Source organism: Streptomyces sp. NPDC097129 (assembly GCF_055668065.1).
Genome location: NZ_JBVOQE010000004.1, coordinates 373,936 through 388,196, shown reverse-complemented (window position 1 = coordinate 388,196; position 14,261 = coordinate 373,936). Strand labels below are relative to the sequence as shown.

The following is a 14,261-nucleotide window of genomic DNA, read 5'->3' as shown; positions in this document are numbered from 1 at the left end:
GCTGCCCCGCTGTTCAGCCAGGGCAGTGACCGAGTCGACTCCACGTAACCGCAGCTTTCATTCGGTCTCTACATGGCCGTCCAGGTCGAACATCAACCACTCGAGCCAGGCCGCCGTGACGCCCAAGGAGCCGGCCCACTCGTGCATGGCCCTCACATAGGTGGCGTATCGAGCTGCCCAACGACGTGTGCTCGCTGCATCTCTGCTGGACCAGCCGAGCGCGTTGAGGGAGTGGAAGACGCGGTCATCCAGGATCAAGGCACGCTCACACTCGGCATCCCGGTCATCGACTGTGGCAAACCACTTGGTGAAGAACGACCGCCTCAGTGAACGCGGTGTACGCCCGTGTCAGGTCGCCGACCCGGCCAGCGCTTCGCGTCGCCTCCAAAACGTTTGGAGCCGGGCATCTCCGAGGGCAGCGCTGGTGTAGCGGGGCGCTCGCCCATTGGTTGTCCCTGCTCCCCAGATCATGACCGCGACGAACAGGTCACGGAGTTCTTCTGGGTCGTCGCCGAGCGCTTGCCTTGCCCCAGCAAGGTCATCGCGGCTGATGAGGCGGTCACCTGACGTCGAAGTGGTGTCCGCACCGAGTCCTAGTACATGTGCCGCCCCATGGGGCGCCAGCCAGGGACGCCAAGTCGCAGGGTGGAATCGCACAGGTAGCTGTCGACGTCCACGATGTACCTCAACGAGCGGCCTCAGCCGCTCCACCATCTCTCTCTGGGACGCCATGGGAACAGCATGGCGCCCCTGATCACCGGGCGGGCGGTACAACAGCGAAATACAGCAACCGGCCCACCTCCAGCCTTCTCGCCAAGCCGCAGCACAGCCGATACGCCCGTCACAGACCGAGCCACATAGAGCTACGAATGAGAAGGTGCCGGGCCCCATTCGTACACGATCGAGCGGGAAACCACAGGGAACCACGGAGATGAGGGGGCACAACGCAAGGCAACGGCCCCGACCGTATCTCCTGATCAGGGGAGGCCAACCTACTGGCCCGGTGTGGGACTTGAACCCACGATGACATGTAGCCCCGGTTGCACTCCGCTCCGCCGGGCGCGCTTCCCGGCTGCGCTGGGCGACGCTTCTGCCTTCGGCTCGCTCCGCCCGCGCTGCGCCGGCGCGCGGCCACATGTGGGTAGAGCCACTAGGTATGAGTCGATCACCGCAGAGCGCGGCCCACGGTCAGGACAATGCCTCCGGCGGGGGATCGGCCGGCACCGGGATGGAGGGGGCGCCATTCCCGGCTGCGGGTCCGTAGGGGTGTGCGTGGGGAGCTCCCATCCCGACCACCGTCGACCCAGGCAGAGCCGAGCAGACGCGGCCCATGGCGTCCAGGTCGTTCGTGCAGTGGCGCGCTCCGCCTGGACGCCATGAACCACGCCCGCTCCACGATGTGTGGGTCGACGGCGGACGGGATGGGAGCTGGGGAAAGTGGAGGGTTGAGTCAAACGCCATCACGGCGCCGCTCAGGGAATGAAGAACATGGAGATGTACCGATGGGACCGGAAAGTCTCCTTTGCCCACAGCAACAAGCGGCAGGCTCCACGACCGACCCGGCGGACCGGATCGACCCCCTCGCTCCGCAGCGCGGTGACGAGCTTGGCGCCGGTGCCGTGACACACCAGCCACGACAAGATCATCTTAATCGTGACCAGCAGTTACGGGACACCGTCTAGACCCCCGAACCTGTCACCCGTAGCTGCAGGTCACCCCATCATGATCGGAACTACAGCTGCCGTGGCTGTGTCGCCGGTACCCTAGGTGCGCACTTCGAAGCAACGTGATCGCGCCGTGGCGCGGAGGAGAACAGCTGCAACATGGCACCGACCACCAAAGAAGGCCAGCGGACAGAGCTGCACAAGACGATCTGGCGTATCGCGAACGACCTGCGCGGCAGCGTCGACGGCTGGGACTTCAAGACCTACGTGCTGGGCATGCTCTTCTATCGCTTCATCTCCGAGAACCTAACGGCGTACATCAACCGCGGCGAACATGAAGCTGGAGATGAGACGTTCGACTACAAGGTACTTCCCGACGCACAGGCCGAGTTCGCTCGTGACGAGGTGGTGGCAGAGAAGGGCTTCTACATTCTGCCGTCGGAACTGTTCGCCAATGTCCGCGAGCGCGCCGCGCGGGACGAGAACCTCAATGAAACGCTCGCTCGGGTCTTCAAGAACATCGAGGGCTCGGCGCTGGGAACCGACAGCGAGGAGGATCTGAAGGGGCTGTTTGACGATCTTGACGTCAACAGCAACAAGCTTGGAGGAACGGTCGCCAAGCGCAACCAGAAGCTCGTGAAGTTGCTCAACGCCATCGGCGATCTGCCACTGGGGCGGTTTGAGGACAACTCGATCGACCTGTTCGGGGATGCCTACGAATACCTGATGCAGATGTACGCGGCCAACGCGGGCAAGTCCGGTGGTGAGTACTACACGCCGCAGGAGGTCTCGGAACTGCTGGCGCGCATCACAGTCGTCGGCAAGAAGCAGGTTAACAAGGTCTATGACCCGGCGGTCGGGTCGGGCTCGTTGCTGCTGAAATTCGACAAGGTGCTCGGCAAGAACAATGTCCAGCGGGGTTTCTACGGTCAGGAGATCAACCTGACCACGTACAACCTTGCCCGGATCAATATGTTCCTACACGACGTGAACTACTCCGACTTCAACCTCGCGCACGGCGACACTCTCATCGACCCGGCGCACTGGGACGATGAACCGTTCGAGGCGATCGTCTCCAACCCGCCGTACTCGATCAGGTGGGAAGGTGACGATAACCCGCTACTGATCAACGATGAGCGGTTTGCGCCGGCGGGCGTGCTGGCGCCGAAGTCGAAGGCCGACCTGGCCTTCACGATGCACATGCTCAGCTGGCTCGCCGTCAACGGCACGGCCGCGATCGTAGAGTTCCCTGGGGTGCTATACCGCGGGGGTGCGGAAAAGAAGATCCGTAAGTACCTGATCGACAACAACTACGTCGACACGGTGATCCAGTTGCCTGCCGATCTGTTCTTCGGAACCACGATCGCCACGTGCATTCTCGTGCTGAAGAAGTCGAAAAACTCCAGCGAGGTGCTCTTTATCGACGCCTCAGCCGAGTATAAGCGCGTCGGCAACAAGAACAAGCTGCTCGAGGAGCACCAGGCGAGGATCCTCAACGCGTTCACCACGCGGGAGCCGGAAGATCACTTCAGCACGCTCGTCAGCATCGAGGACATCGCGACGAACGACTACAACATCGCTGTGTCGTCTTATGTGGAGGCGGCGGACACGCGCACGGAGGTCGACATCGTCGAGTTGAACGCTGAGATCGCCCGCATCGTGGAGCGGCAGGCGAAGCTGCGCACGTCGATCGACGCGATCGTTTCCGAGCTGGAAGCAGGGGGAAATGCGCCTGTCTAAACTCCTCTCCGACGCTCCCACTGTGGCAACCATGCAAGTGGATGGTTTCCTCGACGGGCACGCATTGAAGTGGGGCAAGCACAAGAGAATCAAAGTAGGGAAGGTCCTCAGGAATTTTCATTGCCGCACCTGTGACACTCAGCGAACTTTCGTGTCTGGAGATGAGCTGTCGTGTTTGGGTCTCGGTGACAATCAAATCAGTATCGACGCCACGCTACAATGTATTGAATGTCAGTCATCCGTGGAAATATGGTTCCTCATCGGCAGCAACGGTGACATTTCTGGTGTCGCACCAGAAGTGCGCATCGAGCGCTACACAGAGAACCTTCGCGACCGCGCTGACCGGGTTGACAGTCATCGCGGGCCATTCTCGGATCTGGTCAAGCGAGCGCAGCTGGCGTATGAGAACCAACTTGGTGCCGGATCGATCGTCTACCTTCGCAAGATCTTCGAGCTCGTTACGTTCGAAGTGGCCGAGATTGCCGAGATCGAGACAAAGAAGAACAATGGGAAAAATTTCCCTTTTGCTGTGGTGCTAGAGAAAGTGAATGAAGTTCGCAATATCATTCCACGGCGCTTCTCAAGTGATGGATATCAGCTATTTCGTGAGCTCAGCAATATTATCCATGGCGAGTCAAGCGAAGAGGAGGCGCTCCAGAAGTACAAGCCCTGCCTCCAGCTGGTCCTAGGTGTCGTTGACGAAGTAAGCCGTGACAACGAATACGCGCGAGCGATCGAAGAGCTGGGCTGGGACATTAAAAGCATTAGTGAGATCGCAGGAGGAAGCGTCGCGTGACCAGTATCGATGAAATGCTTCAGGAACTGTGCCCGGACGGAGTCAAGTTCAAAGAGCTCGGCACGATCGCAGAACTGGTACGCGGTAACGGAATGCCGAAATCGGACTTCACGGATGGAGGGGTCGGCTGTATTCACTACGGCCAGATCTATACGCATTACGGCACCTGGGCCACTGAAGTAATTTCGCACGTACCCGAAGAGAAGGCTGCAAGACTGGCGAAGGTAAATCCTGGCGATCTCATCATCACTAATACCAGCGAGAATCTCGATGACGTGGGTAAAGCTGTTGCGTGGCTCGGTAGCGAGGCTATTGTAACGGGGGGGCATGCAACTGTCATTAAGCCGTCTATTAAGCCGTCTATCGACTCCAAGTATCTTGCCTACTGGTTCCAATCCCCAGCATTCTATTACGAGAAAAAGCGTCGCGCTACGGGCACCAAGGTTATCGACGTTTCCGCAAATAAGCTCGCAACGGTGAAAATTCCGGTCCCGCCCCTTGAGGTGCAGCGGGAGATTGTGAAGGTGTTGGACCAGTTCGCTAAGTTGGAGGCGGAGCTGGAGGCGGAGCTGGAGGCGGAGCTGGAGGCGCGCCGCCGCCAGTATGAGTACTTCCGAGAGCTGATGCTGGACAACGTGAAAGCCGAACGGAAGCCCCTATCGAGTCTGGGTAGGTGGTTCGGCGGTATGACGCCATCGAAGTCAAATCCCGCTTACTGGGAAGGCGGATCCATTCCGTGGCTCGCGTCGATGGATGTCAGCGATACAACCACGAGCGAGATTCGAGGGCGTATCACTTCAGTGGCGCTTGAGGAGACGACGCTTCGTCTCATCCCCTCACCGTCAGTTGTCGTGGTAATGCGATCGAACATCCTTCGTCGAATCCTTCCTGTCGGATTGATCGACACCGATACCACAGTTAATCAGGATATACGGGCGCTGGTGCCAGGAGATGGTGTCAGCGCAGATTACGTCTATCAGGCGCTCCGGGCGGATAGCGAGCGGATCCGTTCGAGTTGTGTGCGTACGGATGGATCCATGGCAGCCGTCGATTCGAAGTCATTCTTCGGGTGGGAAATCCCACTCCCCTCCTTTGAAGAGCAGGAGCGAATTGCAGCCGCACTTCGCACGTTCGAAAGCCTTGTACACGACATCAGCGTCGCGCTTCCCACTGAGCTGAGCGAACGTCGCAAGCAGTACGAGTACTACCGTGATCGGCTCTTGACGTTCAAGGAGGCTGCGGCATGAGGGAAGCGCAGGCGCGCGAGTATGAGCCGATTGCCGTCTCGGCTGAAAGTACCGTCGTTGCTGAGTACGTCCCCGATGTCTCTAGAGTCGCAGCGTACCAATCGGAGGCGGCGCTTGAGCGGGAGATGATCCGTCTGCTGGAGTCGCAGGCGTATGAGTACCTCCCAATCATATCGGAGGCGCAGCTTGTCGCGAACCTGCGACTCCAGCTTGAGGCGCTAAACCACGTGTCGTTCTCGGATTCTGAGTGGGAGTCCTTCTTCTCCACTAAGATTGCCGGACAGAACGAGGGCATCGTAGAGAAGACGGTGCGGGTCCAGGAAGACCACGTTCAGATTCTGAACCGTGACGATGGCTCGACGAAGAACATCACTCTTATCGACAAGAAGAACGTCCACAACAATCGTCTGCAGGTCATCAACCAGTATGACGTTGACCGAGGCCAGGGCGGTGCGAGCTTCGCTAATCGGTACGACGTGACGGTGCTAGTCAACGGTCTGCCGATGGTGCATATCGAGCTCAAGCGCCGTGGGGTGGACATCCGTGAGGCGTTCAACCAGATCAACCGGTACCAGCGCGATAGCTTCTGGTCGGGCTCTGGGTTGTTCGAGTATGTGCAGTTGTTCGTGATCAGCAATGGCACGTTGACGAAGTACTACTCCAACAGCACCCGCTCGAAGCACTTGAAGGACAACCAGAAAGCTGCCGGCGCGGGCAAGGGCAAGAGGTCAAGCAACTCGTTCGAGTTCACGTCGTGGTGGGCGGACGCGCAGAACAAGCCGATAACGGAGCTGACCGCGTTCGTCAAGACGTTCTTCGCCAAGCACTCGCTGTTGAACGTGCTGACGAAGTACTGCGTGCTGACAGCCGATCGTGACCTGCTAGTGATGCGGCCGTACCAGATCGTGGCGACGGAGCGGATCTTGCGGAAGATCGAGTGCTCGACGAACCGCAGGACGCTTGGCACTGTCGAGGCGGGCGGGTACGTCTGGCATACGACCGGGTCGGGTAAGACGCTGACGTCGTTCAAGGCTGCGCAGCTGGCATCGAAGCTACCCGATGTCGCGAAAGTGTTGTTCGTCGTCGACCGTAAGGATCTCGACTACCAGACGATGCGCGAGTACGACCGCTTCGAGAAAGGCGCCGCCAACTCGAATACGTCCACGGCGATCTTGAAGAAGCAGCTCGAGAATCCGAACGCAAGCATCATCATCACGACGATCCAGAAGCTGTCGACGTTCATCAAGGCGAACCGGGGACACGAGGTGTTCTCGGGCCACTCCGTGATCATCTTCGACGAGTGTCACCGGTCGCAGTTCGGCGACATGCACACCGACATTACGCGAGCCTTCAAGCGGTACAACCTGTTCGGCTTCACCGGTACCCCGATCTTCCCGGTCAACTCCTCGAGTGGCGGAAATCCGCTGATGAAGACCACTGAGCAGGCTTTCGGTGACAAGCTACACACGTACACGATCATAGACGCGATCACGGACAGAAATGTCCTGCCGTTCCGAATCGACTACGTCAACACGATCAAGGTCGGCAACCCAGACGATAAGCAGGTCTCGGCGATCGATCGGGAGCGCGCTCTGTTGGATGTGCGCCGGCTCCGCGAGATCACGACGTACATCCTGGCCCACTTCGATCAGAAGACGAAACGGCAGACGAGCTATGAGCACGCGGTTGTCGCCAATGTTGCGGAATCGACCCGGACGAGGCGTCAGGTAGAGGCGCTTCGTGAGAAGAAGCGAGTCCGCGGCTTCAACGCCCTGCTCGCCACCGCCTCAATCGAGGCAGCGCAGCGCTATTACTTGCAGTTTAAGCATCAGCAGGAGGCGCTCACCCCGGATCAGCGGCTGAAGGTGGGCATCATCTTCTCCTACGGCGCGAACGAGACCACCGATGACGGGATTCTTGACGACGAGGCGTTCGACACCGACGCCCTGAGCGGAGACGCGCGCACGTTCCTGGAAGATGCGATCCGGGACTACAACGCGATGTTCGGCACCAGCTACGACACCAGCGCCGACAAGTTCCAGAACTATTACAGGGACCTGTCGCAGCGAATGAAGAACCGCGAGATCGACTTGGTCATCGTGGTGAATATGTTCCTCACCGGCTTCGACGCGACCACGCTGAACACGCTGTTCGTCGACAAGAACCTAAAGATGCATGGTTTGATCCAGGCGTACTCGCGCACCAACCGGATCCTCAATTCTGTCAAACGCCACGGGAATATCGTCGTCTTCCGTGACCTTGAACAGGAGACGAACTCGGCTCTCGAGCTGTTCGGGAACAAGGACGCCAAGGGCATCGTCATCGTGCCGCCCTACAGCGAGTACTACAGCGAGTACGTGGAGAAGGTCACCGAGCTGCTACAGACCTTCCCGCTTGGCGCCCCTATCATCGGGGAGCAGGCCCAGAAGGCATTCATCAACCTTTTCGGTGCCGTACTGCGGCTGCACAACATCCTGACCGAGTTTGACGACTTCGCCGGCCAGGACCTGTTGACAGATCGCCAGCACCAGGACTACCGCAGTGTCTACCTCAACTTGTACGCCGAGTTCCGTGCAGAGACCGCCACGGAGAAGGAGCGCATAAACGAGGATGTCGTCTTCGAGATCGAACTGGTCAAGCAGGTCGAGATCAACGTCGACTACATCTTGATGCTCGTTGAGAAGATGCGGGCCGAGCGTGGGGACGGTAAGGACAAGGAGATTCGTGCCCAGATCTCGCGTGCGGTCGACGCTAGCCCGAGCCTGCGGAGCAAGCGTGACCTTGTTGAAGACTTCGTGAACTCGCTGTCTGTGCACGGCGCTGTCGATGAACAGTGGCAGGCGTACGTGGAGGCGAAGCGAGGTGCTGAACTCGCGGCGATCATCGAGGAGCAAAAACTCAAGCCCGAGCAGACCCGGGCGTTCATCACGGCCGCGTTCCGTGACGGGCAGATCCGTACGACTGGTACGGAGATTACAAAGATCTTGCCCCCCGTCTCTCGTTTCAGTCGCGAAGGCGGCCACAGCGACAAGAAGAAGCGTGTGATCGAAACGTTGACACAGTTCTTCGAGCGGTTCTTTGGGCTGGGCGCTGGAGGAAACGACTACCAGTAACGGCTCTTTCGCCTTTGTCGAGCGGGGCAGCAGAACCGCGACAAGTTCATGTCCTCTGGCCAGAACGTCGCGATCAAGGGGCAAACCGTTGGCTTCTATCTTTTCAGGCGCTGTGAAGAGAACCGTCGCCAGCCGACCAAACGGTAGCCCAACACATGACCGCTGACAGCTGATCTTGTCGTCAATTCGTCCGCAGCCAGAGATCGTGGACTATCTGTGGACGAGTTTCGACCCACCGCGCTGTGGGGGAGCGCTGACCTGTGCATACGCCAGGGACCGAAGCGCCCTCCGGAGCCGTGTGCGCAGGTTCGAATCCTGCCGGGGGCACCTTGGATCAGGTGCCCAAAGACCCCGTCACCAGCGGAAACGCTGAGGCCGGGGTCTTGGCGTATGTGCAGGCGTGTGCCGCCCGGAGCGGGCGTATGTCGGGGTCTGTGGACTCGTGGACAGGGTCTTGGGGCCTCTGCCCAAGTCAGCCCGACGAATGAGAGGGCCGGCGAAATCGACCCACCACGGCCCAGGCCCTCGCTAAAGACTGTTCCGCAAATGATCTGCGACGTGCCGACTGGCCTGATGGTTATCCCGTCATCCGGCGAAAACAAGTTGTGCAGGCGGGGTTGAGTGTAGCGGCCAGGGTTCGGCCTTTGACGAGGATCCAAGCGGCTGACCAGGCGCTTGAGTCTCGTCCGAGCGGCACCAAACGAGGGAAGACCTGATAACGCCCTCTGATATCTCAGATGTTGCGGGTGGCGCTCTGCGCCGAGTGCCATGATCGAGGAGCCCGGAGCGCAGACGCACAGGTGAGTCCACGACGGGGAGGGCGCAGTGGAGGGCCAGCTTCTGGGAGGCCGGTACCGGTTGGTCCGGCAGCTCGGCGAGGGCGGCATGGGCGAGGTCTGGGAGGCACGAGACGAGACGCTAGACCGGCAGGTCGCTGTCAAGGTGATCTCTCTCCTCGCCGGCGGCGGAAGCCGTGGGGATGAGGCTCGCGCCCGTTTTCTGCGCGAAGCGCGGATCACCGCCCGGCTGCAACATCCGTACGTCGTGACCGTCCACGATCTCGGGCAGAGCGGGACGCAGAGAGGCACCGCGCCCTTTCTGGTCATGGAGTTGGTGCGCGGCGAAGGACTCGACGTCAAGCTCCGCGAAGGCTCCATCAATCTGGCCGAGGCGGCCCGGTGGGGCGCTCAGATCTGTGACGCGTTGGGTGACGCGCACGCTCATGGCGTCATGCACCGGGACATAAAACCGTCCAACATCCTCGTCACACCTGCCGGAACGGTGAAAGTCCTCGACTTCGGTGTCGCACGCGCCGCCGATCCCTACGCGACCGCAGACCGGCTCACCCAGACCGGGTTCATCGTGGGCACGCCCCCGTACATGGCGCCGGAGCAGGCGCGTGGCTACCCGGAACCGCGGAGCGATCTGTACGCGTTGGGCTGCCTGCTCTTCGAGTTGGTCACCGGCAGGCTGCCATTCCAGGCCCCGGACAGCGTCGGCTATCTGACGGCGCACCTGAGCCAGCAGCCGCCCGCGCCCAGTTCCGTGGCCGCGGGTGTGCCAGAGGCATGGGATGCTCCCCTGCTCAAGCTATTGCGCAAGGATCCCGCAGAGCGGTACGCGGACGCTGCCGACGCCGCCCGGGCCCTGCGCAGGCTTGCGGAAGCCCCTGAGCCCATGCCGGCGGTCACCGCGCTGCTGACAGACGCTTCCCCGTCGCCGCCTCCCCCTGGCTCTAATCTCAGGAAGCCTGCTGTGGCGCGCTCCTGGATCGCGGTTGCGGTCTGGTGCCTCATCACGCTGGTGGCCGCCACGGTGACCGCGGTCAATATCAACGGAGTCGCCGACGGTCGCGACGTAGCCAGCGGCGCCGGTGCGATCGCCGTCGCCACCGGGGGGCTGATCGTGTGGTTCGCCGTGCAGAGACGACCCCATTGGCAAGCAGGCGTGGCCCTGCCGCTCCGATTCCTCCCACCGATGCTCCTCTTCTGCGTCTACGCCGCGGTGGTCGCGGTCGCCGTCGCCGACGACGCCTCCATCGGCGGGACCGACTGGGGCTACCGGCTGCCCGTCGGCGGGATCTCCACGCTCACGCTGACGGGCCTTTTGGCCATGACCGCGGCCCTCACCCCCCGGGCGAAGCGCCGGACCCGCGGAATCGGCTACGGCCTCGTCGGCGTCAACGCCGTCGCGGTACTCGGCACGTTCACGGAATTGGTGTCAGGTCAGCGGTTCTGGTTTCAATATGTCTGGTTCGTCTCGCCGCAATGGGTCCCCCTCGCCGTGGGCGTGTCGGCCATCGCGCTGTACTGCACGCGCGAGATCAGGACGCGCCGGGCGGGTTCGGTATCGGGGCATAAAGGGGCCGTCTCGTAAATGATCTTTGACATGCGGGGTGACATGCTTGGGCGTCGCTCAGCCCTCCGCACCCTTGCCAGAGACGAAGTCCAGGCGATCAACCTCCGTGGCAGAGAGGTACCTCTCCCGCTCGAAGAGGAAGGCACGTACGTAGTCCTTCGACTCGTGCTCATCGAAAGCCGCCTCGTCCAGATAGAGCTCGTAGAACGCACGCCGCAACGGACGGCCATCAACACGGTGTACCGCGTAAATCACTGTTCCAGGCTCGTTCGCCCGGATCTGCGCACCAGTCCGCGCCACCAACTCATCGAATGCGGTGGACCCCGTCACCAGCAGAATCGCTGATGTCGGGGTCTTCGCGTATGTGCAGGCGTGTGGGGCTGGGAAGCGGGCGTGTGCTGCGTTGCCGCAGGTGAGTCGCCCTTTTCGTAGCGCCCCGGATGGGGCCGACCGTCATCAGCCAGGTAGGAGCCCGGTACGAGCAGGCGTGCGCTTGGATGAGCGGGCGACCGTTCATGACGTTGCTCGGCAACTGCCGGGTATGCAGTCCTCCGTGAGCACTGCCGCTCCATGGCCACCGTGGAGGGAGTCCTGAGCCGAGGGGGGGGAAGACCGCCTATTACTCCTTCGACGACTACTGGTCCGAGATCGAGTCGATGGCTTCCATGCGGAACGGATCCGGTGACGAGTACTCGATCGTTTTCTCGTCCGTCGGTGCCTAGATCCGGGGATTCGATCATGAATCGCCGATGAGCCCCCTGCGCTGAGGACGGGCCATGGCCTGGAGTGCTCGATGAGGTTCGTGACGTCTTCCAGCCGTGTGTTGAGGGGCCGGCGTTCTCGGCTGCGGACGGCATACCTCTCGTCACTGCGTGCATGTGGCGGGAGACCGGCGATGACAGCTGGAGAGCAGGGGCGATCGACTTCCCTGGCGCGGAAACGGAAGATCCAGACGGCGCGTACCTCTCCCAGCTGTTGTTGGATCGCTCGCCGGAAGCGTTCCAACGGTGGGCCGAGGACTGCTACGAGATGCCGGTCGATCTGGAGGCCGTTCGTCACGTCTTCTCTTCGCGTCCTCTGACCGAAGAAGTAGTCCGTGGGTTGAACTCAGAGATCGCCCTGAGAGACCTCGCAGAGGACCTTACGGAGATCGGCTATCCGTTCAGCTGAGCCATGGAGCAACTCGGAGCCCGTACGTTCCCGCGTCCACTGCCACCGACCCCGCTCCGAAGCGGCTACACCTCCAGCTCCTCACACCGCAGAAGGAGCAGCTGCCAACCGGGCACTGTCCGGTGCCGAACTGCACGAGCCGCTCGACCGTCGCTGCCCGGTCGCGACGGCTACGTGACGTCCAACACAGGCAATTTTGGCCGTTTAGAGCAATTTGCCCGAATCACGCGTTAATTGACGTTGCGTCGGGCGGGTGCGCCTACACCACCCATGTGACCCAGTTCGCAGATTCAGTATTCAACTGTGGCTTTTTGGGTCTTCGCCCGCTTCACTCATTCCCGTCCGCTTTACGCCAGTTCGGGATCAGGAAGCGTGGTGCAGTATGTCCAATTCGTCCGGAGAGATGGAAAACCGACTCACCCTCGACCCCCACTCCGTCAGCGCCGCCGAGGTGATTCCCGGGGATCTTGTCGACCTCTCGGCCGCGGGGGCTGCGCAGGCGTGCTGGTACGTCGTCACTCACACGCTGCCCGAGGCTCCCGAGTGGATACGGCTCTTCCTGCGGCCCGCGCTCGGGGGGCCGGGGCGGGAGCACGTCGTGGCGCGGCATGCGCGGGTCACCGTCGCCGGGGCGCGGGTGGATCCTGTGAGTGTGCCGGTCCTCGAGTCCGACGATGTGGCGCAGGCTCGGTTCCGGGACGGGGATCGGGTTCGGTTCCTGCGGGTTGTCGATCCCGGGGCCGTCGAGGAAACCTACGTGCGGCGGTGGGGGGTCTGGCATCGGGGTCTCGATGACGGGAGTGGGGTCGCTCACTCCGATGAGGAGGTGCGGGAGTGGGCGGCCGACGCCCAGCATTACGAAGAGGTCGTCGTGCGGTACACGCCTCGGCCCAGCGCCTATGCCTCCGCACACCGGCCCCGGCGCGTCGTCGTCACCGGGCTTGGGGCCGTCACTCCGCTCGGGCTCGGGGTCGGGGAGTTGTGGCGCGGGCTGATGGAGGGCCGGCATGGGATTCGGGAGGTCGATGATCCCGAGTTCGGCGAGCTGCCCGTGCGGGTCGCCGGGGTCGTGCCCGTCGATCCGGGGGACGTGCTGCCGCGGGCCGTCGCGCGGCGGATGAACCGGGCCGCACAGTTCGCCGTGCTGGCGGGGCGGGAGGCTTGGGGCGGTGCCGGGTTCCAGGAGGGTGGGACGCTGGCCAGCGACGTCGATCCCTCGCGGGTCGGGGTCTGTCTTGGGGCCATTCTCGGGGATGCTTCGGTGCTGGTCGGCGGGGACCGGAAGTTGCGGGAGCGCGGGGCCCGTGGGGTGTCGCCGCTCACCACGCCCATGACCGTGCCCTCGCAGGCCGCCTCGCAGGTCTCCCTCGATCTGCACATCACCGGGGAGGCCCGGACCGTCACCAGCGCCTGCGCGTCCGGGACCGAGGCCATCGGGGAGGCCATCGACCGCATACGGTACGGACGGATCGACGTCGCCCTCGCCGGGGGCGCCGAGGCTGTCGTCACGCCGGCGATCATGGCCTCCTTCGCCGCCATGCGGGCGCTGTCCACGCACCCGCTGGAGGGCGGGATCTCGCCCTCTCGGCCCTTCGGCTCCGACCGTGACGGGTTCGTCAACGGGGAAGGCGCCGGCGTGCTCGTCCTGGAGGCCGAGGAGCATGCCCGGGCCCGCGGTGCGCGGATCTACTGCGAGGCCGCCGGGTGGGGGCTGTCCGCCGACGCCCACCACATGGCCGCGCCCGATCCGAGCGGGAGCGGGGTCGCGCTCGCGCTGCGGCGGGCCCTGCGGGACGCCGGGGGGCATGTCGTCGACGTCGTCCACGTCAACGCGCATGCCACCGCGACCGTGGAGGGGGATCTGGCCGAGGCCGCCGCGTTGCGGGACGTGCTCGGGGCGCGGGCCGTTCCGGTGACCGCGCTCAAGGGGCACCTCGGGCATCTGCAGGGGGCCGCCGGTGGTGTGGAGGCCGTCGCCGCCGTTCTCACGCTGCGCGACGGTGTCGTACCGCCCACGGTGGGGAGCGCGGCGATCGACGACTCCATCGGGCTCGACGTCGTCACGGGTGCGGCACGGCAGCTGCCTCAGGACGGTGATCTCGTGCTCAGCAACTCGTTCGGGTTCGGTGGGCACAACGCCGTGCTGGCGCTTCGGCGCGTGGCCTGAGCCCCT

General features: G+C 62.5%; 8 protein-coding genes, 2 tRNA genes and 1 pseudogene. 8 read left to right on the top strand and 3 right to left on the bottom strand.

The features are described from left to right. Positions 1-57: 57 nt before the first annotated feature. A pseudogene (locus tag AC0B9F_RS15595) lies at positions 58-714 on the bottom strand (8-oxoguanine DNA glycosylase OGG fold protein). A gap of 283 nt (positions 715-997) precedes the next feature. Further along, a tRNA-OTHER gene (locus AC0B9F_RS15590) sits at positions 998-1,083 on the bottom strand. A 740-nt stretch (positions 1,084-1,823) separates the two neighbouring features. Between AC0B9F_RS15590 and AC0B9F_RS15585 the strand changes: the two genes are divergently transcribed. The 6 genes from AC0B9F_RS15585 to AC0B9F_RS15560 all read left to right on the top strand — a co-directional run bounded on the left by AC0B9F_RS15585 (position 1,824) and on the right by AC0B9F_RS15560 (position 10,936). After that, a complete protein-coding gene (locus tag AC0B9F_RS15585) occupies positions 1,824-3,404 on the top strand; it encodes a type I restriction-modification system subunit M (RefSeq protein WP_472002760.1) in 1,581 nt (526 codons plus the stop codon). A gap of 22 nt (positions 3,405-3,426) precedes the next feature. Further along, positions 3,427-4,200, top strand: a complete 774-nt coding sequence (locus AC0B9F_RS15580) for a hypothetical protein (RefSeq protein ID WP_472002758.1) — start codon at positions 3,427-3,429, stop codon at positions 4,198-4,200. Beyond that, positions 4,197-5,447 (top strand): restriction endonuclease subunit S, encoded by a 1,251-nt coding sequence (locus AC0B9F_RS15575; protein ID WP_472002756.1) that lies wholly within the window; start codon positions 4,197-4,199, stop codon positions 5,445-5,447. The genes AC0B9F_RS15580 and AC0B9F_RS15575 overlap by 4 nt, the downstream gene beginning before the upstream one ends. Next, entirely contained in the window at positions 5,444-8,560 is a 3,117-nt protein-coding gene (locus AC0B9F_RS15570) for a type I restriction endonuclease subunit R (RefSeq protein ID WP_472002754.1), read from the top strand. The genes AC0B9F_RS15575 and AC0B9F_RS15570 overlap by 4 nt, the downstream gene beginning before the upstream one ends. 268 nt (positions 8,561-8,828) lie before the next feature. After that, positions 8,829-8,887, top strand: a tRNA-Ser gene (locus tag AC0B9F_RS15565). 498 nt (positions 8,888-9,385) lie between these two features. Continuing rightward, complete coding sequence (locus AC0B9F_RS15560; protein ID WP_472002752.1) at positions 9,386-10,936, top strand: serine/threonine-protein kinase; 1,551 nt, start codon at positions 9,386-9,388, stop codon at positions 10,934-10,936. A gap of 39 nt (positions 10,937-10,975) precedes the next feature. Here the strand turns inward: AC0B9F_RS15560 and AC0B9F_RS15555 are convergent, their stop codons facing one another. Further along, positions 10,976-11,248, bottom strand: coding sequence for a putative quinol monooxygenase (locus AC0B9F_RS15555; protein WP_472002750.1), 273 nt, complete (start codon positions 11,246-11,248; stop codon positions 10,976-10,978). Positions 11,249-11,704: 456 nt separating this feature from the next. Between AC0B9F_RS15555 and AC0B9F_RS15550 the strand changes: the two genes are divergently transcribed. Beyond that, positions 11,705-12,088, top strand: coding sequence for a hypothetical protein (locus AC0B9F_RS15550; RefSeq protein WP_472002748.1), 384 nt, complete (start codon positions 11,705-11,707; stop codon positions 12,086-12,088). 382 nt (positions 12,089-12,470) lie between these two features. Continuing rightward, on the top strand, positions 12,471-14,255 hold the full coding sequence (locus tag AC0B9F_RS15545; protein WP_472002746.1) for a beta-ketoacyl-[acyl-carrier-protein] synthase family protein: 1,785 nt from the start codon (positions 12,471-12,473) through the stop codon (positions 14,253-14,255). Positions 14,256-14,261 lie beyond the last annotated feature (6 nt).